We start from the raw sequence: 26,899 nt of genomic DNA on the forward strand, positions 1-26,899 counted from the left end.
GCGACTTTCAGGCCTTCTGCTCGCCGATCGCCAGGATCGCGTCGGTGAGGACGTCGACGCCGATCCCGATCGACGTCTCGTCGACGTCGAACGTCGCCGTATGGTGACCTCCCGGGTGATCCGTCCCGATTCCGACGAAGGTCGCTTCGCCGCCGTGCTCCTGAACGCGACGCATGAGGTACGTGGCGTCCTCGCTGCCGCCGAGTTCACCCCGTTCGCGTCGGGACGCCACGCTGTCGACAGTACCTGCGACGTCATAGACGAGCCGCCGAAGTTCCGGGTCGGGATCGGCGCTCGGGGCCTGGGCCCCCCAGTCGACGCTTCCCTCGCAATCGTGCATCTCCGCGGCCGATTCGATGACCGTCTCGGCGCGTTCGCGCATGTACTCTCTCAGCTCGGTCGTTCCGCCGCGAACTTCGCCCTCGATGTACGCCGACTCGGGAATCACGTTCGAGGCCGATCCGCCGCCGACGTTCCCCGCGTTGACTCGCGTCGCGCCGTCGGTGTGTCGCGGGATCGCGTAGAGGTTCCCGACGGCCGTCGTCATCGCCTGGACGGCGTTGCGGCCGTGATCCGGGTGACCGCCGGCGTGGGCCGATTCCCCCGCGAACTCCGCCCGGAAATTCGAAACGGCGAACATGCCCTCGATCCCGGCGACCACCCCGCCGGTCGGGTAGTCCAGACCGATGTGGATCGCCAGCAGTGCGTCCACGTCGTCGAGGTGACCACTCCCGGCGATTGCCCGCCCGCCGCCGATAACCTCCTCGGCGGGCTGGAAGATGAGTTTCAGCGTTCCCTCGAAATCGCTGTCGGCGATGGCTTCGAGGACGCCGACGCCGATGGTAGCGTGAGCATCGTGCCCACAGGCGTGCATCGCGTCGTCGTGATCGGGACGGAACCCTTCGGCGACGGGTGCGTGTTCGGGATCGCTCGATTCGGTTCGCGGGAGTGCGTCGATGTCGACCCGCAACCCGACCGTCGGCCCGTCCCCCCGCCGGAGGACGGCGATCGCACCCGTCTGTCCGCTGTCGAGCCGGTCGAGGGTCGCCTCGTCGACGCCTGCCTCGCTCGCGCGTTCCCGCCACCGGGCGAGTTCGTCGTGGTCCGGGACGCCGGCTCTGGCGGCAGTGTCGAGAGCCTCGGAGCCGACGAACACCTCGTCGACACCGATCCGTTCGATCTCCTCGAGGATGCGGGCTGTCGTGTAAAACTCCCGCCAGGCCGGTTCTGGGTGCCGATGAAGATCACGTCGAAGTTGCTTGAGATGCTCTGGGGTTTCGGTCATACGTCCGCAGAAACGTTTGTGCTATGTAAATCGCACGCGCTGTCGTCCCGTAATCGCCCCCTCTTCACCGACCGGCACCGCGGCGCTGCTCGACCGACACCTCGATGTGGACGCGCTCGGGGAACTCCCACTCGGCGACATCGCGGGCGAACTCGTCGTGCCCGATGATCTCGACCGTCCGGGTGAACACTGTGTAGTGCCAGGGGTCGAGTCGGTTGCCGTCCGCACTGAGGTCCGCCGATTGGGGAACGCGAAGCTCCTGGGGGGCCTGGGGATGGGGGCCTTTCAGTTCCACGCCCTTCTGCTCGGCGGCCTCTTTGATCTCGGTCACTACGTCTTCGAGGACGTAGCGATCCCCGCTTTCGACTGTCAACGTCATGACGAACGGCATCTCGTCTTCTGGGTCCGCGGCCGACGGGGAAAAACCCATTCCTTTGGGGCGCTCAAGCGATCGATTTCGGCCTTCGTCTCCGGACAAATTCCTGTTATATACCCATCACTATTGGGTGTGCCGGGCGGTACTGTTTGCGTCTGTCGGTTCCTGGCTTCGATATGCTCTTAAGTTCCGCATGACTAGATGTCGGTAATGATCGAGGCCACGAGCGCGGGAGCCATCCTCTTTCGCGATACGCGTGGCCAGCGGGAGTACCTGCTGCTCAAGAGCCGCCCGGGGGACTGGGAGTTTCCCAAAGGCGGCGTCGAGGGCGAGGAGGAACTCCAGCAAACCGCCATCCGCGAAGTGAAAGAGGAGGCCGGAATCGACGACTTCCGGCTCATCGACGGCTTCCGTGAGGAGTACGACTACGTGTTCGAGGCGAACGGCAACACCATTCACAAGACCGTTCACCTGTTCATCGCCAAATCCTTCGAGGCGAGTGCCGAACTCTCCACGGAGCACCACGACCACCAGTGGCGCGACTACGAACAGGCGAAAAACACCATCACCCAGGATGGCCCCCGGGAGATCTTCGAGGAGGCCCACGACTTCATCGACGAGAAAGACGTCTGAAGCGGCCGGCGTCACCCCCGGAAGCGGGGCGACCTCGTCCGCGAGCGACGTCGCGTCGGTAGCTGCCGGCTCTCGATCTCATCGGCATCATCCTTGGTGGGATCGTCGTCCACTTCGCTCTCAAGGCGACGGAACGGTTCGAGCAGCAACGAGATCGCGACATAGCCCAGACCGACGAGCATAATCACCAACAGTAGCAACGCCGGCGTCGGGTCCAGAGTGAACTCATAAAACATTGCATCCACCTGTAGCACGATGGCAGCCAGGAGTGTCGCGATGATGGCGAGCCAGCGCTTGACTCCACGGACGTGTCGGGCAAGCACTTCGATATCAGCGGGCATATGTCTCCGCTCGACTGGTTCGGTTTTATGAACAACGATATGCTATTTACGGCAACTCGCTGTCGGACTGCTCGTGATTGCAGGGGAACCGCTCACGATTTCTTTGCGGCGACTGCACTGATGAGGACAGCCCAACCCGCCCCCGATCAGGGGGACACTTCAGTATCTGGTGGCTCCCGGAACAAAGACACAATGAGATAGATCGGGCCGCCCAACAGCGTCCCGAAGACGGTCACCAGCAGCGGTGCGCCCAGCCACGTGGGTGCTGCATTGAGATCGGACAGCGTGCCCAGGGTCACGCCGGCCAGCAGGATCGCAACGACGACGAGCCATCGTTTGATCGATCGCAACTCCCGGTGGACGGCATCTCGGTCGTCAGGGACCATATTCCGGAAACCCACGTCAGTTGACAAAACCGTGACGGTCTGGCTCTGTCCGCCGGAACCGTCCCGCCGCGCGAGGACGACAGCGGGTTCGTCCTCGGGATTTGTGTCTCTCTGTGAGTCAATCGCGCTTGGGTCCCCGACGATGAATGCAAGCGGTTGGTGGAATAGGGCCGATATCGACCGATCAGTTGATCAGCGCCAGGATGACGAGGACAGCACCCATGGCCGAAATGATGATCCCGAGAAGGATGACAGTTGTTGGGAACAATTCCCACATTCGGTTGTCGTTGGGCGGCTCGTACTGACTGAAATCAAACAGATACCCGGCTGCCACTATGGCCATGCTGAGGGCGACCACGATTTGACCGGCGGTTAAGATGGTTGAGTCCGCCCGTAGCCAGGAGCCGAGAGCCAGCAGGGTGTTCCCGAGCGCGATCCCACTGAACCCGACAATCAATCGCTGCTTGTCGTTCATATTGATAGCTTTACTCGTCCAATCAAATACGTTGTGCTGGGGCGGGTTCGTTTTCGGATCCGTTCCTGGTATTTCTCGACGGGACGCGCGGTTCAGCGGCTTTCTTTCTTCGATTCGTGTGACCTCCCATCCGAAAATCCGATAGTTTTATCAGCCATTAATGAAATTCGATCTGTATGACGGGGGAGGGGGACGAACTGTCTGATCGGTGGTGTCGGGTGCTCGAATACGGGTTTTTCCTGCTGTGGGTGCTGACGATCGCCGCCGGTGGCATTTTCAGCTACGTTTCGATGACCTCCACGGCGGCGAGTGGATTCGGCACGATCAACACGTCCGTGTTTCCCGAACCGATCGCCTCGATCAGTGGCTGGCTGTTGATCGCCTTGCCGCTGTACGGCGTGCTGTATCACATCATCGCCGCGGTCGGGTTGTACGCCGACGCCAGCAAACTCCATGCAGCCGAGCTCGACTGGTATCCGTTTCCAATCCTCTATGCCGCCGGCGGACTTGCCCTTTCGGCGCTCGTCGTCCTGCCGTACCTCCGGAAGCGCTACGAGTATCTCCCGCCGAATTCATCGTCCCGGCTCTGGTTCCCGATCGTCATGTTCTGTGTCAGTGGGGGGTTTTTGGCGCTGGTCGGCTTCGGGATCGGTGGCCTGGACGTCACGGCGACACTCGTGTTGCTGGGGTTGGGTCCGCCACTGGCGTTGGCTGTGTATCACGATGCCAAACGCGTCAACGCGAGAACCGACTGGCAACCGAACCCGATCACGTACTTCATGTCCGTGCTGTTCACGACGGTCCTGTTGGTCGGCCCGTACCTGATCGGCGGACTCTACATTTATAAACGCCGACAGGTTGCGTGACTTGGGACCTCTCTTGTCCAGTGGGCATCGAAACGCCTTCGACAACGCCGTTCCTCGCTCGATCCGTGAGCGGCCAGGACTATCACGCCGAGTTCGACTTCGAACTGCGGGTCTGTCAGTGGGCCGAGCGTGCCTGGCCGCCGGGCGGCGACCGCGAGAACCCACTGGTCGTCGCCCGGCAACTCGGCACGAAACGCCGCCGCTGGGACACGATCGTCTTCGAATGTGATCCTGACGGCCTCCGTCAGCGTGCCGAGTTCGGCGAACGCGCCCTCGACTCGGATCTACTCGACGTCATCCCGCATGCGCCCGCCGAGTGGACCTACTACCGCGATGCACTCCCCGATCCCGGCTATCCCTGGCGGTACGTCCGGGAGGCGATCCACCGGGCGGCCGACCGCGACATTTTGGACGTCCGAAAGAACGGCGGGAAGATCGAGATCCGCCGGAAGTCCGTGTATCCGTCATGGGTCGAGCGCGTGATCGCGATCGAGAACAAACCGGATCTCGACGCGAGTGCGGCGCGCCACCTCGCCCCCCAGATCGAACGCGACGTCGCGATGGGACTGGCCGACGAAGTGTGGGTCGCCACGGCCGAGACGGGCGAGCGGATCGAACCCGCGTTACTGGAGAACGTCCCGGTCGAGGCCGGCATCCTCGTCGTCGATCCATCGGCTGGCGATGCCGATGTCGCCTGGAACCCCCGGACGCTCGACCCGTCGAAACCTGGCGTCCGGATTCTCGACCGCCCCTCGGGTGGCGACCACGACGCCTCGGCTGCGCGTTTCGAGTACGTCGACCCGGAGTGGAAGGCACAAAAACGCCGAGAGATCGCCGAACGCGCCTACGAACGCGGGTGGCGAAGTTACGTCGAGTCGATGCGGCCCGACTGTCGACACTTCGAGCTGAGTTGGGAAGAGCCCGGACCGACCCCGTTCTGTGCCGCCAAGGACCGACGGCAGACTGCCGCGGAGTGTCGTGGCTCGTGTAGTGAATTCGAACCCGAACCGCCAGTCTGGCGGACGAAGGGATGGCCGATCGAGGGTGGGCCGGGTGCGGTGATCAAGCGACTGCTGGCACAACGGCGTCGGCGTCAGCGCCCTGGCATGAAGTAAGTCAGAAACGCAGCAGGGACTTTACTCGCGCTTTTCGACCGTGAGTTCGTCACGTTCGACAGCCAGTCGATAGGTCGGGACAGTCGTGCGAATCCGTTCGAGAATCCCCTTGTCGGTCAGGCTGCCGAGTGCGCTTCGGACGTCGTCGACTGACGGATCTTCCCCGGCCTCACGAACGTCTTGCAGCACTGAAACGACGCTCTGGGGTTCCGCTTCGGGGCCGGCGATCACCTCCAGCACACGGCACTGTAACGCCGAGACGTGGACTGTCAAGTCGTCGTTTCCTCCCTCGACCAGTCCCTCGCGCTCGACGAGTTCGGCCGCCTCCGGCGTCGCACGGATCAGGCTGTCCTCGTCGCGATAATAGTACTCACCGAGGTCGGATTCGAGCACCTGGTGGACTTCACTGCCGCTCTCTAAGTCCCACTCCCCCTGGAGTTCGGCATTTTTCGTCGGCTGGAGGGCGACTACGTCAGCCAGGCGCTGTAGGGCCTCATCGGAGAGCGTCATCGACGGTGATTCGCCCACACGGTATTACAGCCTTCTGGATTCGATCCGTCCCAGCGGTCTGTCTCGCGTAGCCACTCACAACTCGGCGAGCGTCTGGGCGACGTCGTCCCAGTGGCTGCCCTGCCAGAAGTACTGGCTGCAGTCCCGACACTGCCAGACCGACTCGGCGTCCGGGCTGGGGACCGACGCCGGCGTCGGTTCGTCGGCCGTGACCGCATCGAGGTGACCGTTGCACGTCCCGCACCGTACGGGTGGCGTCGCGAGTGTCAGTTCGTATCCGGCGTCCTGCAACTCGCGCAACTGCTCGTTGACGTCGCGGGATACAAGCAACAGGCTGTCCGCTGCCCGCATCGCGAGCTGTCGCTCCCGGGTGAGCAGGGTGCGGTCTTCCGCGTCGGCAATCGCGAGCAACCGGTCGTCGGCTTCGACGCCGCGATCGAGTGCGTAGGCGGCGTCGTACCCGCACATCCGCAGGTACGTCGCGAGTTTCCCGAGCATCGCGTCCACCAACAGCCGATCGGCCATCTTCGCAGTGACTACGGACTCTGGCTGAAAAAGGCCCGCGGCCGTCACCGCCAGGGATACCGTCGCCCGCCCCCACCGCCGCGCACTCCCCCGATCAGTACAGTTTTGTGGCCGGGCGGTGATTGCCGGAGCATATGCCGCGGAACCAATACGACGACTGCTGGCTCCGATACGACCGCGTCAGTGAGGACCAACGCGAGTCGTATCGCCGCCGTCTCAAACACGCCTACGTCGCCGAGGAATCCCCCGAGTGCAGTGCTGTTCGGGACGAACTCCGGGAGGCGATCCCCGGGCTGCTCGGCGAGGACGTCCACCTCTGGCAGCACCGCCCGGAGACGGTCGATGGCTTTCTCGCAATCGGGACGCCCGGCGACATGGAAGTCATCGCCGAGTCGATCCCCGACGGCGCGGTCGACGACCTCGACGACGACGGCTATCTGATCCGATCCGTCGAGTACGAGGGCCAGGACTGCCTGGTCGTCACGAGCGGGGCCGATCAGGGCCTGGTCTATGGCACCTTCCACCTCCTTCGACTGCTGAACATGGGCGAGGCCATCGACGAAATCGACGTCCGGGAGGAGCCGGCCTACGCCAACCGGGTGATCAACCACTGGGACTGCCCGTTCCGCCGGACGGTCGAACGGGGCTACGCCGGCGAGTCGATCTTCGACTTCGATCGCCTGCCCGATCTCCGCGATCGCTACGAGGACTACGCCCGCCTGCTGGCCTCCCTGGGCATCAACGGCGTCGTCCTCAACAACGTCAACACCGAGTACTACCCCCGGGGTAGCACGAACGAGGCGTCCCAGGAGTTCGACGGGTGGCGACTTCTCGAATCGCGGCGACTCGAGGACCTCACCAGCCTCGCATCCGTCTTCCGGCGCTATGGCATCCAGATCTACCTCTCTGTCAACTTCGGCGCACCGAAGCGCATCGGCGACCTCGACACCTTCGATCCCCTCGACGAGGACGTTCGGCAATGGTGGCGCGAGAAGGCCGACGAGATTTACGATCTCATCCCGGACTTCGGTGGGTTCCTCGTCAAGGCCGACTCCGAGGGCCAGGACGGCCCCTACAACTACGACCGCGATCACGTCGAAGGGGCCAACGCCCTCGCGCAGGCTCTGGAACCCCACGGCGGGCGCGTCTGGTGGCGGGCGTTCGTCTACGGCTCCCACGAGGATCGCGCCATCCAGGCCTACGACACCTTCGAGCCGCTGGACGGCGATTTCGCCGAGAACGTCACCGTCCAGGTCAAGAACGGCCCGATCGACTTCCAGCCCCGCGAACCCGTCTCGACGTTGTTCGGCGCAATGCCCGAAACCGACCTCGGCCTGGAACTCCAGATCACCGGCGAGTACACCGGCCAGGGCGTCCACGCGACCTCCCATCTCCCGATGTGGAAGGAGATCCTCGAGTTCGACACGCACGCGGACCGCCAGGAGTCCCGCGTCCAGGACTTCTTCCGCGGCGACGGCGAGGGCGTCGTCGGCGTCACGTCCATCGGCGAGGACCACACCTGGACCGGCCACTATCTCATGCAATCGAACCTCTACGCCTTCGGACGGCTGATCTGGGATCCCGATCTCGACAGCGAGACGATCACCGACGAGTGGATCACCCAGACCTTCGGAGCCGACGAGGAAGTCATCGAGACCGTCCGGGAGATCCTGCTGGACTCCTGGGAGGCCTGCATCGACTACGAGACCGGCGGGCTCGGCCTGCTCCACATGATGCACAACGGCCAGGAGTACCTCGAAAACCACTACCTCCCCTCCCCCGGCGAGTGGCCGGGCTATCACGGGGCCACCGAGGAGGGCATCGGCTACGATCGGACCTCGACCGGCAGCGGCTACGCTCAGCAGTTCCGCGACCCCGTCGCCTCGCGCTTCGAGGACGTCGAGACCTGCCCCGAGAAGTACCTCCTGTTCTTCCATCACCTCCCGTGGGATCACGAACTCGAGGACGGCACCACGGTAATCCAGCGCCTCTACGACAACTTCTACGACGGCGTCGAAGAGGCCGAGCGCCTCCGTGACTTGTGGCTCTCCCTCGAAGGCAAGATCGACGACCGGCGCTTCGAGCACGTCGCGACGCGCTTCGACGAGCAGGTCCACCAGGCCGAGAAGTGGCGCGACGTCATCACGGGGTACTTCTACGACTTCGCGGAGATCGAGGACGAACAGGGTCGCGTTCCCTGAGGACTGCTGTCAATCAGTGATTGACCGACAGCACGACGGTTGGCCTACAGTGCGCTTGATTAGTATACATAGATCATCAGTGAGGGGTCGCTTCCTGTCGCACTGCCGCGAAACGCCTGCCTCAGTGCGCTTTTGATCACGACAAAGCCGAGTGAGTACCGTCCAAATCAACTCTGACAGCTGATTGCTTCGGGTGGATCGGAAAGATCTGCAACGAGGGTCACTGTCGTTCCGAACACGTCTTCGGATTTCTGCCAGATGAACGATGGAAGGACACACTCACCATCGAAGTCGTCTCTTCCAAGGTCGATTGTTCTCCGTTGGCCGTCTACACGACTGTGAACGACGATGGTCTCGGACTTCTCGGGGAGATCGGGCACGATGGTTTCAGTGTTCGTTTGACCGTTGTCCGGTGCTGGCCCGATCTCGTGTGATTCCCAGTATACCCTCTCGCCATCGGATTCGACGATCACATCGAACGCGACCGCTGTTGACGTTGTGTTCACCAGGGAGACGCCACCGAGCGTGACGTCAGGAGGTCCACCGGGCAACGAACACCCGGTGAGGGCCCCGATAGAACCAGTACTGAGTGCCAAGAAACGACGCCTGGTTGGAGGGTTCACGGAAATGAGATTATCAGACCGGACTCATAATTTATTCGGTTGAATCGATGCTATAGATCAACTCAGGACGGCCGTGGCTGGCAGCCTGTTACCGACGCGTTCAATGAGACCATTCGGACTGTATATTGGGAATTTGCCGTCCGTGCAGCTGTTTCCCCGATAGGAATATCAGCGCGTCTCAGAACCCGTAGAGTTCCTTCGGCCGGTCGTACGCCAGGTGATCGACGAGGTCCTTGCCGCGCTCCATCGACAGCTGGCCGCGATCGACCATCCGCCCGACGACGTTCGCGAGCGAGCGGCGGAACACCTCGAACCGAGAGTCATAGGAGACCACTTTCCGGGAGTCACTGACCATGCCGGCGTGGTTGGCAAGCAGGTCGATCGAGGCGACCTCCTCGAGTTGTTCCTCGATGCCCATCGGCGAGTCGTGGAACCACCACGCCGGCCCGATGGAGAGGTTCGGGTAGGCGCGGGCGACGACGGTCGCGCTGGGGTAGTGGGTCGGGTCGAGCGTGTAGAGGACGATCTCCATCTCGCCGTCGAAGGCATCGAGGAAGTAGTCGATGTCCTCGACGATATCGACGTCTTGGGTCGCGACGTCCCCGCCGGCGTTGATGCCGACCTCGTCGAACAGCGACTCGCGGTAATTCCGGACGGCTCCGACGTGCAGCTGGGTGACCCAGCCCGCTTCGGCGTTCAACTCGCCGATGAACTCGAGCATGAACGCCCAGAAGTCCTCGACCGCCGCTGGGTCGAGGTTCTCGCCACGCCGGGCGGCGTCGTAGATCTCCGCCGCCCGTTCCTCGCTGACGGGCTTGGAATGTGGGTTCGTGCCAGTCCCGATGTCACACGCCTTGCAGCCGTGCTCGCGGAAGTAGTGGTGTTGCTCTTCGAACGCCGAGAGGAAGCCATCGAAGGTGGAAACGTCACTCTCCGTGACGGCGTCGAGTTCCTCGACGAAGGTCGACCACTCGGCGTTGTCGATCTTCATTCCTCGATCGGGCCGGAACGTCGGGTGGAGTTCGACGTCCTCGACCTCCTCGGCGAATCGCTCGTGCGCTTGGAGTCGGGAGGTCGGGTCGTCAGTACTGCAGATGATCTCGACGTCCATCTCCCGGAGGACTGCCTGGGGGCGCATGTCGTCAGTCTGAAGTTGGGCTTTGGTCTCCTCCCAGATCTCGTCAGCCGTCTCCGGGGTGACTTCCTTGTCGATGCCAAAGCGGCGCTTGAGGTCGAGATGGAGCCACTCGTAGGTGGGGTTGCCGGCCATCATCGGCAGCGTCTCGGCCAGGGCGTTCCACTTCTCACGATTGGTGGCGTCGCCGGTGATCTTTGCTTCCGGGACGCCGCGCTTGCGCATGAGTTGCCAGATATAGTGGTCGGTCGCGCCCTCGACCGCCCAGATGTCGTCCCAGGTATCGTTCGCGAGGATATCGTCCAGATCGATGTGGTTGTGGGGATCGACGATCGGTCGATCGGCGATGTGGTCGTACAGGTCGAGCGCCGCGTCGGTCTCCAGTAAATAGTCGTCGTCGAGGAACGCCATGTCGTCACGTCCGACCCGCCAGCAGTAAGTAGTTACGAGATTCTCGCCTATTCCTCGACGGCCTCGAGCAGTCCCTTCATGTAGCCGACAGCGAACAGCCGGCCCATGTCGGTGTAGCCGGCCATCGTCTCCTCGCGGTCCTCCTCGCCGACCATCCGCGGGACGTGATCCGGCCGGATCGGCCCATCAAAGCCGACGTCGGCGTAGGTCTGCATGGTCGAGAGCATGTCCGTCGGCCCGTCGTCGTGCCAGGTCTCGGCGAAGGAGTCGGGCGTCCCCTCGACGTCCCGGAAGTGGACGAAGTGGATCTTCTCGGCGAGCGCCTCGATCGCCTCCTCGGTGTCGACTTCCATCGCCCCGAAGTTGCCCTGACAGAAGTTGACGCCGTGGTTCGGGCTGTCATAGAGGTCCAGAATGCGCTCGTAATCTTCGAGGGAGGTGACGATCCGTGGGACGCCACGGACCGGCGACAGCGGCGGGTCGTCCGGGTGCAGCGCCATCTTGACGCCGGCCTCCTCGGCGACGGGGACGACCTCGTTCAGGAAGTACTCCAGGTTGTCCCAGAGCTCTTCCTCGGTGATGCCGGCCTCGGGGTGGTCTTCGGCCTGCTCCATCCACTTGTGATCGTAGCCGATCCGCTTGGAGCCGCCGCGGCCGGGTAGCGAGTCGGAGGTTCGAATAACGCCCAGCGGGAGCTCCGTCCACACCCAGCTGTAGACGTCGATGTCGAGCCGGCCCATGTTCCGCAGCAGCTGCTTGACGGCCTCGATCTCCTCGTCGCGGCCCTCCTTACCCAAGACCGTCTTCTCCATCGGCGGGCGGTCCTCGACGACATCCAGCGAGAAGCCGTGGTCCTCGAAGCGGCTCTTGGTCTGCATCAGCGTGTCGTAGTCCCACCACTCGCCCTCGACGCCCCAGAAGCGCACGACGGCGGTGTCGACGCCGAGTTGCTTGGCGAAGGTCCAGCGCTCGTCGGGATGCGGCGGGAGCATCAGTGCTGTATCCATGACCGCGACTTTCGAACGTGGACAATTCTTTCTTTCGTTGTGGCCGTCGGTCCCGTCATCGAACGACGGCTCTCGGGACGGGCGAAATGCCAGCAGGGAGGCTGTATCGACGGCTTGAAGTGAGTAACTGGATTGCGATTAGACGAGGAAAACAATGACAGATCAATTTGAAGACAAGGCAGTTATCGTCACTGGCGCGTCCTCGGGGCTCGGGCGTGCGATCGCGAAACGCTTCGGGGAAGCCGGCGCGAACGTCACGAACGCGGACATCCAGCCGGACCCCCAGACCGGGGGGACGCCGACCCACGAGGCTATCAACGAGGCCGACAACGACGGCGAGGCCAAGTACGTCGAGACCGACGTCTCCTCGAAGGAGGATGTCCAGGTCGCCGTCGACGCCACTGTCGAGGAATACGGCAGTCTCGACGTGATGGTTAACAATGCTGGCGTGACTAAGATCGCCCCCGCCGAGGAGATGGACTTAGACGACTGGCGGTGGGTCATCGACGTCAACCTCACGGGCGTGTTCATCGGCAGCCAGATCGCCGGCCAGCAGATGCTCGAACAGGAGGATGGCGGCTCGATCGTCAACATGGCGTCGATGATGGGCGAGATGGGGCTCCAGAAGCGCTCGCCGTACTGCGCGGCCAAGGGCGGGGTCATCAACCTCACGCGGACGCTCGCCGTCGAGTGGGCAGCCGACGATATCTACGTGAACGCCCTCGCCCCGGGCTACATCTACACTGACATCACGGAACAGACCCAGGACTCTGCCGATTACTCCAACGAGGACATCCGCCGACGGACGCCGGTCGGTCGCTACGGGACGCCCGAGGAGATGGCCGAGAACATCCTCTTCCTGGCCCGTGACGATCACTTCGTCACTGGCGAAGTTCTCCACGCTGACGGCGGCTGGAGTGCCGACGGCTGGGGCTACCGGGAGTAGCGGCCCGTTCGACCGCTTCGTACCGGACTGGCGTCGCCTCGACGATCGATTCGATTTCTGTGTTCTGCTTGTGATTGCGTGGGTACACGTTCCGAAACGTTGAATGGTGCTACCCGAGCACGAAGGGACGTTACTCTCCATGACTGACTCCGATATCATTCAGGACTCGACGGCACCGACGGAACGCCGGATCGACGCGATACTCGCGGAGATGACCCTCGAAGAGAAGGCCGCCCAGTTGAGCGGGATTCCCCCGAAGCAGATCGGCGTGATCCCCGAGAAAGAGATGCTCGACGAGGACGGTGAGATCGACGATGACGTGGTCGAGGAGTATCTCGGAAACGGGATCGGCCACCTGACCCAGATCGCCAGTCAGGGACTGCTCGATCCCGAAGACGCGGCCGAGATGATCAACACCTTCCAGGAGTATCTCGTCGAGGAGACGCGGCTGGGCATCCCCGCGATCGAACACGAGGAGTGTCTGACCGGCTACCGGGGTCCTGGCGGAACCATTTTCCCGCAGTCGATCGGGCTGGCGAGTACGTGGTCGCCGGCGCTCGTCGAATCGATCACGGACTCGATCCGCAAACGACTTGCGGCAGTCGGCGCGGTCCAGGCGCTCTCGCCGGTGCTCGACGTCTCCCGGGACATGCGGTGGGGCCGCGTCGAGGAGACGTACGGTGAGGACCCACAGCTCGTCGGTGCGTTGGGTGCCGCTTACGTCTCGGGGCTCCAGAACGACGGCGACGGGATCGACGCGACGCTGAAGCACTTCGCGGCCCACGGAAGCGGTGAAGGCGGCAAGAACCGCTCGTCGGTCCAGATCGGCGAGCGCGAATTGAGAGAGGTACATCTCTACCCCTTCGAGGTCGCGGTTCAGGAGGCCGACGCCAGGGCCGTGATGAACGCGTATCACGACATCGACGGCGTCCCGTGTGCGAGTTCCGAGTGGCTGCTGACGGATGTCCTTCGCGGCGAGTGGGGCTTCGATGGCCACGTCGTCGCGGACTACTTCAGCGTGGACTTGCTCAAGACCGAGCACGGGATCGCCGACACCCAGCGCGAGGCCGGCGTTGCCGCACTGGAGGCAGGCCTCGATATCGAACTCCCGGCGACCGACTGCTACGGCGAGAACCTCGTCGAGGCCGTCGAGGCGGGCGAGTTGAGCGAGGCGACGGTCGACACCGCTGTCCGTCGAGTGCTCCGGGCGAAGATCGAATCCGGCGTCTTCGACGACCCGTACGTCGACCCGGAGGCTGCGTCCGAGCCGTTCGACACCGACGAGGGGACCGAGCTCGCCGCCCGGGCCGCCCGCGAGTCGATGACGTTGCTCGAAAACGACGATCTCCTGCCGCTCTCGCCCGAGGAACTTGACTCGGTCGCGCTCGTCGGGCCGCAGGCCGACGACGGCCGGGGCCAGGTCGGCGATTACACCCACGCCGCCCGCTTCGACACCGAGGAAGACGGCGATTTCGAGAGTGTCACACCACGAGACGCCCTCGAAGCCAAAGGCGAGACGGCCGGCTTCGACGTCGAGTACGTCGAAGGAGCCACCACGACCGGCCCCTCGACCGAGGGGTTCGACGCGGCCGCCGATGCCGTCGAAAACGCCGACGTCGCCGTCGCGTGTGTCGGCGCACGCTCGGACATCGACTTCGCGGACCGTGAGAACCCCGCCGAACTGCCCGACGTCCCGACCAGCGGCGAGAACTGCGACGTCACGGACCTCGAACTGCCGGGCGTCCAGGCGGAACTGATCGACCGTCTCGCCGAGACCGAGACGCCACTTATCGTCGTCCAGGTGAGCGGCAAACCCCACGCGATCCCGGAGATCGCCGAGACTGTCCCGGCCCTGCTGCACGCCTGGCTACCGGGCCAGGAAGGCGGCACCGCCATCGCGGACGTACTCTTCGGCGAGTACAACCCGAGCGGGCATCTGCCGGTGTCGATCCCCAAATCAGTCGGGCAGCAACCGGTCTACTACAGCCGCAAGCCAAACTCGGCCAACGAGGAGCACGTCTACATGGACGGCGAACCGCTGTACTCCTTTGGCTACGGGCTCTCCTACACCGACTTCGAGTACGGCGATCTCGAACTCGAGGAGGGAACGGTCGCGCCGATGGGCAGCCTGTCGGCGAGCGTCACCATCACGAACGCCGGCGAGCGGGCAGGCGACGACGTCGTCCAGCTCTACCAGCACGCCGAGAACCCGAGCCAGGCCCGTCCCGTCCAGGAACTGCTCGGCTTCGAGCGTGTCCATCTCGAACCCGGCGAGTCAAAGCGGGTCACGTTCACCTTCGACGCGACGCAACTCGCCTACCACGACTTCGATATGAACCTCGCTGTCGAGGAAGGTCCCTACGAACTCCGCGTCGGGGAATCCGCAGCCGAGATCGTCGACACTGCTGATTTCGAAGTTACGGACACGAAGGTCGTCCCGCGGTCCGCTCGGACGTATCTTACGGAGACGAGCGTCGAGAGAGTAGAGTAAATCAGCCGCCCCGGTCGACGGAAGCTTCTCATTTTCGACTGCGGTGAGCAGCCAGATCGCCATCACTCACAGAGACACTCGAATCCCTGTGACGAACGACCGACGACGAAGGCGTGAATCTCGCTCGCGAGTGCGTACGTTTCGTCGGCTCGGTCCGCCGCTGCGAGCCCGTCCTGGTAGTAGGTTTTTTTCCCGATGGTCGCGCCAGAGATCCGCCAGATCCTCGGCTGTCGATTCGGCGACGATCCCGGCGGCCGCTGCCTCGCGGTACACACCCGGGTGTGTGCCCGGCAGATCGGTAGGCTGCAGTGTCCCCCGCTCCAGCAATCGAAACTCGATCGATCGCTCGATGGCCACGAAGGACGCCTCGATCACGAGCGTGAAGTAGCCATCACGACGAAGCGACTCGGCACCGGCGAGCAACCGGCACGCTTTACGTAGCTGCAGGAGTGCAGCGTCTTCGACGTCGAGACCCTCTTCGATTTCCCGTGGTGGCCGATCGAACGCGGCTTGCACGTCGTCGATGAGCTGTTCGATACGGGTGCTACTCATCGGCGAACACCGCCTTGCGGATGGACTGCAGCCGATCGTCACCGTAGACAGTGAGGCCCTCTTCGAAGATATCCTGCAGTTTTTCTCCGGCCCGTTGGGCACTCGCGGCTGATTCGACGTACGGCTCGAAGTCGAATCGATCGCCGTGGAAACGCTCCTCACGGAGGGCAGCGACAACATCAGTCACTAGTCTTCTCGCCGTCGTTCGATCGCCTTCGATGACGACGAACAGATCGATATCACTCTGTCTGTCGGCGGTCCCCCGGGCGACACTCCCAAAGACGACGATCCCCACCAGGTCTTCGATGGCGTCGGCCCCCTCGACCGCCTCCCGGACTCGCTGGACGAACGTTCGCACCGGGGCGTGGAACCCGGGCTGTTCGATGGCGAGGATCGGGTCGTTTTTCCGGAGTCGCTCCGGGTCGATGGCGACGTAGTTCCGCTGTGGCGTTTCCCTGATGCGAACGACGCCGATGCTGTCGAGGAGATCGACAGCCCGCCAGACGGTCGATCGGGCGGCCCCGGTCACGTCGACGAGTTCGGCGATCGTGAATTCCGTCTCGTGAGCGTCCGCCAGGAGACGGAGTATCTGGTCAGCCGCCTCGATGCGGAAGACGTCGACATCGCTCTCTGGACGGACATCGATGCAGGCTTTTATCCCTTGTTTTGTATTCTCGGACACTATCCGGATTTGTACAACGAGGTATAAATAAATAGCGGCTGTGAGGGGTCGAACCGGACATGAGGGCCAGTGAGGGGAAAAATACGACGGAGCACCAAGCGCTCTGGAGGTCCGCGGCCGAGATCGTCGACACTGCTGAGTTCAACGTTACGAACACGAAAGTCCTGCGTACTGTCCTATGGCGGGTTGCTCCCCGCGTTGAGAGGTTCGTATGCGTCGGTGTGGTAGGCCACACGCCAGAGTTTGAGGACGGCACGGGTGAGGAGTGCCTCCGAAGACTGTGTGATGCAGGAGTCCTGGACCTCGTCAGGATCGGAACTCGCATCCGGCGGTGGGTGATGGTGTTCGAGTCCATTGACCCGTTTATATTCACTCCCGTGGGGATGGCTCCCCCAGCGGACGTTCACCCCGTCCGTGTCCGTATAGTGGAACGCGTAGTCTCCCCGTGTCGTCCATCGGATATCGATCCGTGCGCTGTCTGCCTCACCGAGTCCGTCGTCGAGAGTGACTTCGACACGTGACGGATCGAGATAGTCGTCGAGTCGGGCTGTCGCGAGCGGTTCCATCTCCTCGACGATATCCCGAATGGTGAGTAGTGCCGGGCGATCTATTGCTCCTCGAAGGCTATGCTGTTCCGGCTGATCGGTCGGCCCCGTCATGTCTCAGGCGGGAATGCTCTCGTCAGTCGAGCGATCGTCCTCGCCGACGAACTGCTCGGCGGTCCCGATCGAGAGGGCAGCGTTCGCGAACGCGAGGTTTCGACGGAGCGTCTTCCAGTCACGGACCGTTTCCGGATCGATCTCCTGCCCGGCGGAACCAGACTCGGACAGCGTTTGATTCGTCCGCTCGACGGCGAGTTCTTCCGGGGAATCGACGCCGTACTCGGTGCGGTACTCGTTGAGTCGCTCACGCATCTCGGTGACCCGCGTGACGAGTTCGTCAGTCGAGACGTGCTCGAGGATGTCCGCGGCCTGTTCGACGACGAGTGATTCCGGGGACCGGCAATACAGCGTGCCGCCATGCTCGCCTGGCGACGTCTCGACGAACCCCTCCTCGGCGAGCGTCTCGAGGTGTTTTCGCGCCGTCTTCGGGGTCGTTAGCGCGTCTTCGGCGACTGCATCGGCCGAGACCGGGGAGTACGCGTGGGCGACGACGTGCCGGATGCGTTCGTAGGGAGTCGTCTCGGCCTCCCATTCGTCTTCGACCACCTCGTTGACATCCGCGAACTCTTCCGGTTGACTTTGATCGTTCATGTGGACAGCTACTGGTTGGAGTAACATAGTCCTTCGGTACGGTTCTATACTCCCTTCACTCTTCGTTCCGGCATTCCTTCCTTCGAGATCTCTGTCGCTGGCCAGTCAGCAGTCGTAGGTTCGCGTCCCCTTTTTGACAGGGATTGACGTTGTGCTGTTGGCCACCGTCGAATTACCCGACAGCACGCTGATTTCAACCCCTGCCGTCTCGTTCACGGCGAGGGTTTCGTCGTCGTCCAGGATCCAGAAGACGTCCGCCGTCACGGATCCCGTTCGCGCCAGCGTCTGCGTGGTCCGTTCGGCCGTGTGATCGAGACTCACTGCGAGTGTCAGTTGTGCGGTCTCGGCGTCGACTCGCGTTCTCTCGGCCGGGATCCGGACGGACACGTCACCGAGGACACTGATACTGTCGCCCGGTGTTCCGTATCCCATACACGTCTGCACCGAGTCATTTTCCACGTCCGGGAATGTCACCTCGTCGTTCAATCGGACGGTGAGGTCGGTTGACTCGATGGTGACGTTCTCGGCCGTAGCTTCGTCAGTCACGCCGCCGAACAGCACGAGCGTCCCGACGCTGAATGCAGTCAGGACCACGAAGACAGCGATCGTACCGCGACTCGGGGGCCAATCGAGCAGCCACGGGAGCGAATTCATGCGGGATTCGAATCATCGCGGACGGACGGCATAAATCGTGGCGACCTGCGCGTGGATCGTCGTGTCTTCGATCGGCGGTGTCGCTCGAAAACGAAGCGAACAGTTTAGGCGTCGTAGGCGTCGGCTTCGGCCAGTACGTCCGAGCCGTCCAGATCCCAGTCCTGGAGGTACTCCTCCTCGGCGGCGACGAGTTCGGCGAACATCTCTCGGGCTTCCTCGGTCTGGAGCGTCCGGACCTGCTGGTCGAGCAGGAAGCCGGCGAAGGCTGCATCGACGTCGCCGGTGCGAGAGGCCTCGATGATCGTCTCGATAGTGTCGACGTGGCCGTTGATCATCGACCGGACCGGGCGGGGGAACCCGCCGGCGGTGGTCGGCTTGATCTCGCCCTCGCGGATCACGGCGTTGGTCTCGACGACGGCTCCGTCCTCGATGTCAGTGACCTGGCCCTCGTTGGGCATGTTGACGTTCGCGACCATCGTGTCCTCGCCGCCGAGTGCCGCGACCATGTCGTCGAAAATCTCGTTCGAGTGGAACAGTTCGAACTCCCGATCGCCGTCCATCCAGGCCTCGACGTTGGTGGTCTGGTTGGACTCGGCAGGGTTCCAGTGTTTGGCGCGGTAGTCGCTGGTGGTCCGCTTGACGCCCCAGCGGTTGAGTCCCTCCTTGCCGCCGACGAGGAACGACGTCGCGTACTCGACGAGGTGGCGGTCGCCCGCCGCCGGGAAGACGCCAAAGCGGCGGAACAGTTCCCAGGTCGCCTGCTGTTTGTCGGTGAACGGCGAGTCGTCTTCGAGATCTTCGGGCGTGAACTCGCGGTTCGCGCGGTCAGTATCGACCAGGTCTTCGAGCAGGGGCCAGAGGTCCCGGCCCTTGTACCGTGCTTCGTCGATCCACGTGAAGTGGTTGATGCCCTTGACGTTGACCGAGATGTCCGACCGCTCGGCCTCCTCGCCGAGTTCTTCCTCGACGATCTTCGCCAGATGATGGCGCGTCCACAGAACCTCGTGACAGAAGCCGACGGCGTTGATGTCGGGGTACTCGTCGTACAGCGCCCGCGTGACGAAGTGGACGGGGTTGGTGAAGTTGAACACCCAGGCGTCGGGACACTGCTCGCGGATCGAGGCGGCGAACTCACGATACACTGGGATGGTCCGCATCGCCCGGAAGATCCCGCCCGGGCCGATCGTGGCGGCGACTGCGCCGTAGATACCGTGGTCCTTCGGGATGTCCAGATCGTGGACGAAGGTTTCGGCCGGGTTGTACTGCGTCGAAAGGACGACAGCGTCCGCGCCCGCGAGCGCTTCGTCGCGATCCGCGACGGCTTCGTACTCCCATTCGGCCTCGACCTCGTCGCGATCCTGGACCCAGTTGCCGAATTCGGCGTTGAGCTCTGCGCTCTCGTGGTCGATGTCGTGTAGTCGCACTTCCCCCGAGAGGTCCGAGAGCGCGAGGTCCCGGAAGAACTTCGGTGCCCATTCGCGGCTCCCGCCGCCGATGTAGGCGATCGTCACGTCGTCGGTATCGATACCCTTCGCCTGTACGCCGTGTACTGATTCCGTCATTGTATGTCGTCAGGGGCTCCGGGTAGCCGATGTCCATGTGATCGTATAGTGTTTTCGAAAATCGGAACCAATTGTTCGTAACGGTCACACGACCGGGGCCGAACCGGTGGGCGTCGCGCGTTCGGTCCCGGTAGTCCTGTCGGTGTGTTTCGACATTCAACAATCGGGACAGACGTATACTTAAGAGGGTCGGCAAGCTACGTCCGGGATATGGCACAGACCCAGTCGACACAGCAGCGCTTCGAACTCTTACACCAGTTAGTGGGGGCTGAGTGGGGCGGGGCAGCGCTGAACGCGCTCGTTGACGGCTACGAGCGACGGACGTCCTACACTGTCGAGGAGACGACAACGTCGGCCGATGATCTCTCCATCCGGGTCAAGATACGGATTCTCCAGGAACGAGCCCCGGACGCCTGGATCGAATGGCCGGGCCAGCACGTCACGCCGTACATCGATTCCGGTGCAGTCCGGGACATCACCCACATCTGGGATGACAACGGCTTCGAGGAAGTCTTCACCGATGGGGCCAAAGAACAGGTCCGCTTCGACGGCACCTATCACGCGATCCCGCTGAACATCCACCGGATCAACAACCTGTTTTACAACGTCGAGATGATCGAGGAGGCTGGCGTCGATATCGACGCTAACTCGCCGCGGGCGTTTGTCGACGTCCTCGAACAGCTCGAGGGCGCACTCGATGTGACGCCCTTTTTGATGGCACTTCGCAATCCCTGGGGAACCATCCACGTCTGGGAGACGATCCTGCTCGGGGAGACCGACGCCCGGACGTACCGCGATGTCGTCGACGGGAACCCGGGGCGCCATCGCGACGCGATCGAGACGACGCTTTCGGTGCTGGCGCGATATCTCGACTTTGCCAACGACGACGCCCAGTTCGCCTCGCTGCCGGATGCCAACGCCCACTTCGTCGACGACGAGGGCGCGCTGTTCCTGATGGGCGATTGGGCCGCGAGTGCCTATGACCAGGACGCCTACGGCGAGACCTGGGACGCGATCCCGTTCCCGGGGACCGAGGGCGACTACCCGCTCAACATGGACGCGCTCGTCCCGTCGAGTTCCGAGGCGGACACGACGGCCATCGACGAGTTCCTCGCCTACGCCGGGTCACGGGAGGCACAGACCGCGTTCAACCGCCACAAGGGGTCGATGCCGCCGCGGACCGACACCGACCCGTCCGAGTTCACGCCGTTCCTGCAGGACCAGCGGGACGATTTCGACGCCGCCACCTCTCAACCGCCGTCGATCGCCCACGGGTTGGCGGTCCATCCCGAGACACTCATCGAGGTCAAATCACTGATGGCCGAGTTCGTCTCGGAGCCGGAGCCCGCGGCCACTGCCGATCGACTTGTCGACGCCCTCTCCGAAACGTAGCGGTAGCAGATGCGTCGTCGGCCGCCCCCGACTGCGACGCTTCGAACTCATCGATCAGACGTCAAAAGACGGCCACGATTCGACGGTGACTACGGCCGATAGGAAGCTTTTTACTGCCGAAATGGGAAAATCTCGCCGGGTGAAAAGTTTGCCTGGAAATAGTACGTCAGATGGCGATCTGGACGATCGAATCGAGCAGTATCGCCAGACAGCACAGGAAGTCCGCAGAGACATCATCGAGATGGTCTATGCGGCCCAGTCAGGGCATCCAGGCGGTTCGCTTTCGGCCGTCGAGTATTTGCTCTGGCTGTACAACGAGGAACTGAACGTCGATCCCGAGAACCCGGACGATCCGGACCGTGACCGTCTCATCTACAGCAAAGGTCACGCGTGTCCGGTTCTGTACGCGTTGCTCGCTCGATACGACTTCGTCGACTGTGATCCCAACGAGGAGTTCCGCCGCCTCGGCGGCGAGCTTCCGGGCCACTCCTCGCCGAAGGTCCCGGGCGTCGAATTCCCCTCGGGATCGCTCGGCCAGGGGCTCTCGTACGCCAACGGGCAGGCGATGGGAGCCGACTTCGACGACCGTGACTACGATGTCTACGCCATCCTGGGCGATGGCGAGACCCAGGAAGGCAACATCTGGGAGGCCGCGATGTCCGCGGGCGAGAAGGGACTGGACGTCGTCGCGATCGTCGACCGCAACAAAAAACAGAACGACCTTCCCGTCGCCGAGACGATGGAAATCGACCCGCTCGACGAGAAGTTCGAATCCTTCGGCTGGGACGTCTGGGAGGTCGACGGCCACGACTTCGGTGAGATCGCCGACGCCTTCGATGAAATCAACGAGGCGGACGGTCCGCGACTGTTGATCGCAAACACCGTCAAGGGCTACCCGATCGACTTCATGGAAGCCCAGCCCAACGGCTATCACGCCGGCGCGATCACCGACGACGAACTTGCGGAGGCGATGGAAGAACTTGGGTTCGACCCCGACACTGTGGAGGTGACGACCAAATGAGCGAGAAGATTTCGACCCGGAACGGCTTCGGGAACGGACTGTTGCGCGAGGCTGAGGAACGCGAGGACTTCATCGTCATGGACGCCGACCTGGCGAAATCCACCCGCGGGGGCTGGTTCCGTGACGAGTACCCCGAGCGCTGGATCAACGTCGGCATCTCCGAGCAGGATCTGTTCGCGACGGCGGCCGGTATCGCCGAGACCGGTCGGCCGGTCTTCGCCAACACCTTCGCTATCTTCTCTCAGCGTGGCTTCGAACAGGTTCGCCAGCAGATCGCCCGCCCGAAGCGCAACGTGACCGTCGTCGGCAGTCACGCCGGCGTCATCACGGGCGAGGACGGCCCCAGCGCCCAGACCGTCGAAGACATTTCCGCCTATCGCGGGATCCCGAACCTGCGTGTCATCTCGCCGGCCGACGCCGTCGAGGCCAACGCGCTCGTGACTGCCCTCGCCGAGGACGACGATCCGGCCTACCTCCGACTGATCCGTGAGTCCGTGCCCGTCATCCACGACGAGGACGAGTACGAACCCGAGATCGGCACGGGTGAAGTCCTCCGTGACGGCTCGGATGTGACGCTGATCGCTCACGGTGCGATGGTCCACGTCGTCCAGGAAGCGGCCGAAGTCCTGGCCGACGATGGCATCGACGCCCGCGTGATCAACATGTCGACGATCAAGCCCCTCGACGAGGAGCTGGTCGTCGAATCCGCCGAGCAGACCGGCGCGATTCTCACAGCCGAGGACCACAACATCTACGGCGGCCTGGGCAGCGCCGTCGCCGAGGTCCTGGCCGAGCAGCGCCCGACCCCCATGAAACGGATCGGCATCGAGGACGAGTTCGGCACCTCCGGCAACGGGCTGGATCTCTACGAGTACTACGGCTTCACCGGCGAGGACATCGCCGAGACGGCGAAAGACCTACTGGCCTGAGCCGACTAGACTGATTGCAACCATGAGAACATACATCGATTCAGCGGAAGTCGAAAACGTACGGGAAGCATACGACCTCGGACTTGTCGACGGGGTCACGACGAACCCGTCGCTGGTCGCCGGGACCGACCGGGAGTACCGGGACATCATCGACGAACTGACGGAGTTCGTCGACGGTCCGATCAGCGTCGAGGTCATCGCGACCGACTACGAGGAGATGCTCGAAGAGGCCCGGGAGTACGACACCTGGGGCGACAACATCGCGGTGAAGCTCCCGATGACTCGTGACGGTATGAAGGCCCTCCGGACCCTCTCCGATGAGGGTGTCCAGACCAACATCACGCTGATCTTCTCCGTCAACCAGGCGCTCATCGCCGCCAAGAACGGCGCGACGATGGTCTCGCCGTTCATCGGTCGACTGGACGACAACGGCCACGACGGCGTCGAACTCATCGAGGACATCCGGACTGTCTACGACAACTACGACTTCGAGACGGACATCCTCGCGGCGTCGATCCGCCACCCCTTCCACGTCCAGGAAGTCGCCAAAGCCGGTGCGGACATCGCGACCTTGCCGCCGGACGTGGCAGACTCGATGTTCGATCACCCGCGAACCGACAGCGGACTCGAAGCGTTCCTCGACGACTGGGGCGACCGCGAAAGTCCCGCACTGAAGTGACGCTGTCTCTCTAGGGATTCGCCGATCGCCCTGACGGAACATCCGTCGTTTCGCCGTCTTGTTTTGGACGGGTTCGTCACAGTCTCTGTTCTGAGAATTGCCACCGCAGCCTTTTGAATTAGGGGAGCGAACTGGTAGTATTGATGACGGATGCATCGACGGGCATCAACGTCCTGCACGTTGACGACCAAGCGGACCTCGCGGCAGTCGTCGCTGAGATGCTCGAACGGGACGCGGACATCACGGTCGAAACAGCGACGAGCGCGACCGAGGCGCTTGAGCGGCTCTCTGGGGGGCAGTTTGACTGTCTGATCTCCGACTATGCGATGCCGGGAATGGACGGCATCGAGTTCCTCGAGGCAGTTCGGGCGGACGATCCCGACCTCCCGTTCATTCTATATACCGGCAAGGGGAGCGAAGAAGTCGCCAGCGAGGCCATCACTGCCGGGGCGACCGACTACCTCCAGAAGGGTGGCGGGACCGAACAGTACGAGCTACTCGAAAACCGCATCCGGAACGCCGTTGCCCAGTATCGCTCCGGGCAGCGTGCGGCCAAACTCGATCGGATCCGGTCGCTCGCCAGCGACGTCAATCAGGTGTTAGTCCGGGCGGATTCCCGTGCGAAAGCGGAGGCTGCCGTCTGTGAACGTATCGTGGACACCGACCGCTACGAGTTCGCGTGGATCGGCACAGTCGATCCGGACACGGACCGACTCGTTGTCCGGGAACGGGCCGGCGAGAGCGACGGGTATCTCGAGGAGATCACGGTCACGGCTGACGAGAGCCCGACGGGGAAAGGCCCAACCGGGACCGCGGCGCGGGAGCGACGTGTCGCCGTCTCCCAGAACATCGCCGAGGATCCCGACCTCGACCGGTGGGCGGACGCGGCGACCGCCCGTGGCTTCCAGTCGGTCGCGGCCGTCCCGCTCGAACACGAGGATACACTGTACGGCGTCCTCACGCTGTACGCGGACGAACCGCAGCCGTTCGACGGGGACGAACGCGACTTACTTTCGGAACTCGGGGCTGATATCGGCCATGCGCTTCACTCCTTTGCCATCGACGAGAAGCGCCGCGAGGAGCGCGATCGTCGGGAGGCACTGTTCGCGAACGCGCCGACGCCTGTGGCAGCCTCACGTCCACGGGGTGAGGACCACAAGCAGTATATTACGGACGTCAACGAGTCCTTCGAGACTGTCTTCGGGTTCGAGCGCGATGCCATCGTCGGGGAGGAAGTGACGGATGTCCTCGTCCCTCCGGAGTATCACGACGAACATGTCCGATTCCGGAAGCGAACCGCGGACGGTGAGGCGATCACGGCAACCGTCGAGCGACTGACCCGCGACGGGATCCGGGAGTTCATCATGCATATCATTCCGCACGGACTCGACGACGGATCACCTGTCGGGAACTACGTCTGGTATACTGACGTCACCGATTGGGGGGAACGCGAACGGCAACTCCGGGCGTTCCGTGAGGTAGTCGAACACGCCGGTCACGCGGTGTACTGGACGGATCCTGACGGGGTTATCGAGTACGTCAACCCGGCGTTCGAAACCCAGTCCGGGTATTCAGCCGAGGAGGCGATCGGCCACGATTCGGCGATCATCAGCTCCGGCGAACACGACGAAGCGTTCTACGAGACCCTCTGGGAGACGATTCTCGACGGCGAGACCTGGGAGGGTGAGCTTGTCAACGAACGCAAAAGCGGCGAGCGGTACGTCGTCGAACAGACGATCACACCCGTCACGGACGAGGAGGGGGAGATCGAGCGGTTCGTCGCGATCAACGCCGACGTCACCGAGCGCGAGGAGCGCGAACGGAACCGCAAACAGATCAATACAGTCCTCCGGACGATCGTAGAGCACCTTCCGATGGGCGTTCTCGTCGAGGATGCCGATCGGGACGTCTTGATGGTCAACGAGCGACTGGGGGCTGTCTTGGACGTCTCCGCCTCTGCCGAGGAGTTGATCGGCCGGGATTGTGCGCGCGCTGCCGAAGACCTCAAGGGGCTGTTCGCCGATCCCGATGGATTCATCGAGGGGATAGCACGACGGATAGACACGCGCGAACCCGTGAAAAACGAGCGACTCGAACTCGAGGATGGGCGCATTCTCGAACGTGATTACGTCCCCTACACGTTGCCGGACGGCGAGGCCAACCTCTGGCTGTATCGGGACGTCACCGATCGAACCCGGAACGAGCGACGCCTGAAACACCAAAACCAGCGCCTCGAACAGTTTTCGAGCGTCGTCAGCCACGATCTCCGAAACCCGTTGAACGTCGCCACGAGCCGACTCGAACTCGCCGAAGAGACGTGTGACAGTACCCACCTCGAACACGCGCGGACGGCGGTCGAGCGAAGTCTCTCGCTGCTCGAAGACCTTCGAGCACTCGCCATCGAGGGGCGCACGGCCATCGAGACGGAACCGGTCGCGATCGCGGGGACGATCAAGGACTGCTGGCGGACGGTGCCAACGGGCGAGGACGCGACGCTTTCGGCCGAGACTGACCGACTGATCCGGGCCGACCCCGGCCGGCTGAAACAGTTGTTCGAGAACCTGGTTTCGAATGCCGTGACACACGGGGGCGACGGCGTAACCATCACGGTCGGCTCACTCGCCGAGGGGTTCTACGTCGAAGACGACGGCCCGGGCATTCCCGAGGACAGCCGCGAGACGGTCTTCGAACTGGGTCACTCCACAGCCGACGAGGGGACGGGATTCGGGCTCGCCATCGTCAGGGCGATCGCCGACGCCCACGACTGGACGGTCACTGTCACGGAAAGCGAGACCGGCGGCGCACGCTTCGAGTTCACCGGCGTCGACGTCATCGAGGAGTGAGTCCGT

At 63.1% G+C, this 26,899-nt stretch carries 26 protein-coding genes and 1 pseudogene; 11 read left to right on the top strand and 16 right to left on the bottom strand.

Annotated elements, in window-relative coordinates:
- Positions 1-7 precede the first annotated feature (7 nt).
- Positions 8-1,285, bottom strand: a complete 1,278-nt coding sequence (locus HBNXHr_RS03650; protein ID WP_275883213.1) for an amidohydrolase — start codon at positions 1,283-1,285, stop codon at positions 8-10.
- A gap of 64 nt (positions 1,286-1,349) precedes the next feature.
- On the bottom strand, positions 1,350-1,676 hold the full coding sequence (locus HBNXHr_RS03655; RefSeq protein ID WP_275883696.1) for an uS10/mL48 family ribosomal protein: 327 nt from the start codon (positions 1,674-1,676) through the stop codon (positions 1,350-1,352).
- A 195-nt stretch (positions 1,677-1,871) separates the two neighbouring features.
- Here HBNXHr_RS03655 and HBNXHr_RS03660 point away from each other — a divergent pair, with 195 nt between their 5' ends.
- Positions 1,872-2,294 (top strand): NUDIX domain-containing protein, encoded by a 423-nt coding sequence (locus HBNXHr_RS03660; protein ID WP_008527220.1) that lies wholly within the window; start codon positions 1,872-1,874, stop codon positions 2,292-2,294.
- 11 nt (positions 2,295-2,305) lie between these two features.
- Here HBNXHr_RS03660 and HBNXHr_RS03665 read toward each other — a convergent pair whose 3' ends face one another.
- The 3 genes from HBNXHr_RS03665 to HBNXHr_RS03675 all read right to left on the bottom strand — a co-directional run bounded on the left by HBNXHr_RS03665 (position 2,306) and on the right by HBNXHr_RS03675 (position 3,496).
- Positions 2,306-2,635 carry a hypothetical protein gene (locus HBNXHr_RS03665; RefSeq protein ID WP_275883214.1) on the bottom strand — a complete coding sequence of 110 codons (330 nt, stop codon included), beginning with the start codon at positions 2,633-2,635 and terminating at the stop codon, positions 2,306-2,308.
- 146 nt (positions 2,636-2,781) lie between these two features.
- On the bottom strand, positions 2,782-3,021 hold the full coding sequence (locus tag HBNXHr_RS03670) for a hypothetical protein (RefSeq protein ID WP_008527215.1): 240 nt from the start codon (positions 3,019-3,021) through the stop codon (positions 2,782-2,784).
- 184 nt (positions 3,022-3,205) lie between these two features.
- Complete coding sequence (locus HBNXHr_RS03675) at positions 3,206-3,496, bottom strand: hypothetical protein (RefSeq protein WP_275883215.1); 291 nt, start codon at positions 3,494-3,496, stop codon at positions 3,206-3,208.
- Between the two features lie 176 nt (positions 3,497-3,672).
- Between HBNXHr_RS03675 and HBNXHr_RS03680 the strand changes: the two genes are divergently transcribed.
- Both HBNXHr_RS03680 and HBNXHr_RS03685 read left to right on the top strand, forming a co-directional pair.
- Positions 3,673-4,362: a hypothetical protein gene (locus tag HBNXHr_RS03680; RefSeq protein WP_275883216.1), complete on the top strand. Its 690-nt coding sequence runs from the start codon at positions 3,673-3,675 to the stop codon at positions 4,360-4,362.
- A gap of 65 nt (positions 4,363-4,427) precedes the next feature.
- On the top strand, positions 4,428-5,477 hold the full coding sequence (locus tag HBNXHr_RS03685; RefSeq protein WP_275883217.1) for a DUF5787 family protein: 1,050 nt from the start codon (positions 4,428-4,430) through the stop codon (positions 5,475-5,477).
- Positions 5,478-5,498: 21 nt separating this feature from the next.
- Here HBNXHr_RS03685 and HBNXHr_RS03690 read toward each other — a convergent pair whose 3' ends face one another.
- Positions 5,499-5,987 carry a DUF5797 family protein gene (locus HBNXHr_RS03690; protein ID WP_275883218.1) on the bottom strand — a complete coding sequence of 163 codons (489 nt, stop codon included), beginning with the start codon at positions 5,985-5,987 and terminating at the stop codon, positions 5,499-5,501.
- Positions 5,988-6,062: 75 nt separating this feature from the next.
- A complete protein-coding gene (locus HBNXHr_RS03695; protein ID WP_275883219.1) occupies positions 6,063-6,512 on the bottom strand; it encodes a Mut7-C RNAse domain-containing protein in 450 nt (149 codons plus the stop codon).
- A gap of 134 nt (positions 6,513-6,646) precedes the next feature.
- Between HBNXHr_RS03695 and HBNXHr_RS03700 the strand changes: the two genes are divergently transcribed.
- On the top strand, positions 6,647-8,713 hold the full coding sequence (locus tag HBNXHr_RS03700; RefSeq protein WP_275883220.1) for an alpha-glucuronidase family glycosyl hydrolase: 2,067 nt from the start codon (positions 6,647-6,649) through the stop codon (positions 8,711-8,713).
- A gap of 167 nt (positions 8,714-8,880) precedes the next feature.
- Here HBNXHr_RS03700 and HBNXHr_RS03705 read toward each other — a convergent pair whose 3' ends face one another.
- The 3 genes from HBNXHr_RS03705 to HBNXHr_RS03715 form a co-directional block, all read right to left on the bottom strand.
- Positions 8,881-9,186: a hypothetical protein gene (locus tag HBNXHr_RS03705; RefSeq protein WP_275883221.1), complete on the bottom strand. Its 306-nt coding sequence runs from the start codon at positions 9,184-9,186 to the stop codon at positions 8,881-8,883.
- A 328-nt stretch (positions 9,187-9,514) separates the two neighbouring features.
- Positions 9,515-10,882: a glucuronate isomerase gene (gene uxaC / locus HBNXHr_RS03710; protein WP_275883222.1), complete on the bottom strand. Its 1,368-nt coding sequence runs from the start codon at positions 10,880-10,882 to the stop codon at positions 9,515-9,517.
- Positions 10,883-10,929: 47 nt separating this feature from the next.
- A complete protein-coding gene (locus tag HBNXHr_RS03715) occupies positions 10,930-11,889 on the bottom strand; it encodes a mannonate dehydratase (protein WP_275883223.1) in 960 nt (319 codons plus the stop codon).
- Positions 11,890-12,043: 154 nt separating this feature from the next.
- On the opposite strand from HBNXHr_RS03715, the gene HBNXHr_RS03720 reads away from it, so the two are divergent.
- Positions 12,044-12,835, top strand: a complete 792-nt coding sequence (locus tag HBNXHr_RS03720) for an SDR family NAD(P)-dependent oxidoreductase (RefSeq protein ID WP_275883224.1) — start codon at positions 12,044-12,046, stop codon at positions 12,833-12,835.
- A 139-nt stretch (positions 12,836-12,974) separates the two neighbouring features.
- A complete protein-coding gene (locus HBNXHr_RS03725; protein WP_275883225.1) occupies positions 12,975-15,326 on the top strand; it encodes a glycoside hydrolase family 3 N-terminal domain-containing protein in 2,352 nt (783 codons plus the stop codon).
- A 62-nt stretch (positions 15,327-15,388) separates the two neighbouring features.
- On the opposite strand, the pseudogene HBNXHr_RS03730 reads toward HBNXHr_RS03725, so the two are convergent.
- From HBNXHr_RS03730 to HBNXHr_RS03755, 6 genes and pseudogenes are all read right to left on the bottom strand, one after another.
- Positions 15,389-15,878 (bottom strand): annotated as a pseudogene (locus HBNXHr_RS03730) (hypothetical protein).
- Entirely contained in the window at positions 15,871-16,560 is a 690-nt protein-coding gene (locus tag HBNXHr_RS03735) for a nucleotidyltransferase domain-containing protein (protein ID WP_275883227.1), read from the bottom strand. Before HBNXHr_RS03735 ends, HBNXHr_RS03730 begins: the two are co-directional and overlap by 8 nt.
- Before the next feature lie 176 nt (positions 16,561-16,736).
- Positions 16,737-17,219 (bottom strand): hypothetical protein, encoded by a 483-nt coding sequence (locus tag HBNXHr_RS03740; protein WP_275739612.1) that lies wholly within the window; start codon positions 17,217-17,219, stop codon positions 16,737-16,739.
- A gap of 3 nt (positions 17,220-17,222) precedes the next feature.
- On the bottom strand, positions 17,223-17,813 hold the full coding sequence (locus HBNXHr_RS03745) for an Rrf2 family transcriptional regulator (protein ID WP_275739614.1): 591 nt from the start codon (positions 17,811-17,813) through the stop codon (positions 17,223-17,225).
- Positions 17,814-17,918: 105 nt separating this feature from the next.
- A complete protein-coding gene (locus tag HBNXHr_RS03750) occupies positions 17,919-18,467 on the bottom strand; it encodes a hypothetical protein (RefSeq protein WP_275883228.1) in 549 nt (182 codons plus the stop codon).
- 104 nt (positions 18,468-18,571) lie between these two features.
- Entirely contained in the window at positions 18,572-20,029 is a 1,458-nt protein-coding gene (locus HBNXHr_RS03755; RefSeq protein WP_275883229.1) for a glycoside hydrolase family 4, read from the bottom strand.
- A 210-nt stretch (positions 20,030-20,239) separates the two neighbouring features.
- On the opposite strand from HBNXHr_RS03755, the gene HBNXHr_RS03760 reads away from it, so the two are divergent.
- The 5 genes from HBNXHr_RS03760 to HBNXHr_RS03780 all read left to right on the top strand — a co-directional run bounded on the left by HBNXHr_RS03760 (position 20,240) and on the right by HBNXHr_RS03780 (position 26,893).
- Complete coding sequence (locus tag HBNXHr_RS03760) at positions 20,240-21,421, top strand: ABC transporter substrate-binding protein (RefSeq protein ID WP_275883230.1); 1,182 nt, start codon at positions 20,240-20,242, stop codon at positions 21,419-21,421.
- A 139-nt stretch (positions 21,422-21,560) separates the two neighbouring features.
- A complete protein-coding gene (locus HBNXHr_RS03765; protein WP_275883231.1) occupies positions 21,561-22,442 on the top strand; it encodes a transketolase in 882 nt (293 codons plus the stop codon).
- The gene (locus HBNXHr_RS03770) at positions 22,439-23,371 is read left to right on the top strand and encodes a transketolase family protein (protein WP_275883232.1); all 933 of its coding nucleotides are present in this window, start codon (positions 22,439-22,441) and stop codon (positions 23,369-23,371) included. The genes HBNXHr_RS03765 and HBNXHr_RS03770 overlap by 4 nt, the downstream gene beginning before the upstream one ends.
- Before the next feature lie 22 nt (positions 23,372-23,393).
- Positions 23,394-24,050: a fructose-6-phosphate aldolase gene (gene fsa / locus HBNXHr_RS03775; RefSeq protein WP_275739625.1), complete on the top strand. Its 657-nt coding sequence runs from the start codon at positions 23,394-23,396 to the stop codon at positions 24,048-24,050.
- A 143-nt stretch (positions 24,051-24,193) separates the two neighbouring features.
- Entirely contained in the window at positions 24,194-26,893 is a 2,700-nt protein-coding gene (locus HBNXHr_RS03780) for a PAS domain S-box protein (RefSeq protein ID WP_275883233.1), read from the top strand.
- The last annotated feature ends 6 nt before the right edge of the window (positions 26,894-26,899 follow it).

Origin of the sequence: Halorhabdus sp. BNX81, from assembly GCF_029229925.1 — an archaeon.
Classification (GTDB): domain Archaea; phylum Halobacteriota; class Halobacteria; order Halobacteriales; family Haloarculaceae; genus Halorhabdus.

Excerpts from the sequence above, each read along its gene's own strand:
- fsa (WP_275739625.1), top strand. The coding sequence starts at position 23,394 with ATGAGAACATACATCGATTCAGCGGAAGTCGAAAACGTACGGGAAGCA.
- HBNXHr_RS03695 (WP_275883219.1), bottom strand. The coding sequence starts at position 6,512 with ATGGCCGATCGGCTGTTGGTGGACGCGATGCTCGGGAAACTCGCGACG.
- HBNXHr_RS03755 (WP_275883229.1), bottom strand. The coding sequence starts at position 20,029 with ATGACGGAATCAGTACACGGCGTACAGGCGAAGGGTATCGATACCGAC.
- HBNXHr_RS03650 (WP_275883213.1), bottom strand. The coding sequence starts at position 1,285 with ATGACCGAAACCCCAGAGCATCTCAAGCAACTTCGACGTGATCTTCAT.
- uxaC (WP_275883222.1), bottom strand. The coding sequence starts at position 10,882 with ATGGCGTTCCTCGACGACGACTATTTACTGGAGACCGACGCGGCGCTC.
- HBNXHr_RS03675 (WP_275883215.1), bottom strand. The coding sequence starts at position 3,496 with ATGAACGACAAGCAGCGATTGATTGTCGGGTTCAGTGGGATCGCGCTC.
- HBNXHr_RS03770 (WP_275883232.1), top strand. The coding sequence starts at position 22,439 with ATGAGCGAGAAGATTTCGACCCGGAACGGCTTCGGGAACGGACTGTTG.
- HBNXHr_RS03700 (WP_275883220.1), top strand. The coding sequence starts at position 6,647 with ATGCCGCGGAACCAATACGACGACTGCTGGCTCCGATACGACCGCGTC.
- HBNXHr_RS03740 (WP_275739612.1), bottom strand. The coding sequence starts at position 17,219 with ATGACGGGGCCGACCGATCAGCCGGAACAGCATAGCCTTCGAGGAGCA.
- HBNXHr_RS03780 (WP_275883233.1), top strand. The coding sequence starts at position 24,194 with ATGACGGATGCATCGACGGGCATCAACGTCCTGCACGTTGACGACCAA.
- HBNXHr_RS03725 (WP_275883225.1), top strand. The coding sequence starts at position 12,975 with ATGACTGACTCCGATATCATTCAGGACTCGACGGCACCGACGGAACGC.
- HBNXHr_RS03690 (WP_275883218.1), bottom strand. The coding sequence starts at position 5,987 with ATGACGCTCTCCGATGAGGCCCTACAGCGCCTGGCTGACGTAGTCGCC.
- HBNXHr_RS03655 (WP_275883696.1), bottom strand. The coding sequence starts at position 1,676 with ATGCCGTTCGTCATGACGTTGACAGTCGAAAGCGGGGATCGCTACGTC.
- HBNXHr_RS03745 (WP_275739614.1), bottom strand. The coding sequence starts at position 17,813 with ATGAACGATCAAAGTCAACCGGAAGAGTTCGCGGATGTCAACGAGGTG.
- HBNXHr_RS03720 (WP_275883224.1), top strand. The coding sequence starts at position 12,044 with ATGACAGATCAATTTGAAGACAAGGCAGTTATCGTCACTGGCGCGTCC.
- HBNXHr_RS03760 (WP_275883230.1), top strand. The coding sequence starts at position 20,240 with ATGGCACAGACCCAGTCGACACAGCAGCGCTTCGAACTCTTACACCAG.
- HBNXHr_RS03715 (WP_275883223.1), bottom strand. The coding sequence starts at position 11,889 with ATGGATACAGCACTGATGCTCCCGCCGCATCCCGACGAGCGCTGGACC.
- HBNXHr_RS03660 (WP_008527220.1), top strand. The coding sequence starts at position 1,872 with ATGATCGAGGCCACGAGCGCGGGAGCCATCCTCTTTCGCGATACGCGT.
- HBNXHr_RS03680 (WP_275883216.1), top strand. The coding sequence starts at position 3,673 with ATGACGGGGGAGGGGGACGAACTGTCTGATCGGTGGTGTCGGGTGCTC.
- HBNXHr_RS03665 (WP_275883214.1), bottom strand. The coding sequence starts at position 2,635 with ATGCCCGCTGATATCGAAGTGCTTGCCCGACACGTCCGTGGAGTCAAG.
- HBNXHr_RS03750 (WP_275883228.1), bottom strand. The coding sequence starts at position 18,467 with ATGAATTCGCTCCCGTGGCTGCTCGATTGGCCCCCGAGTCGCGGTACG.
- HBNXHr_RS03670 (WP_008527215.1), bottom strand. The coding sequence starts at position 3,021 with ATGGTCCCTGACGACCGAGATGCCGTCCACCGGGAGTTGCGATCGATC.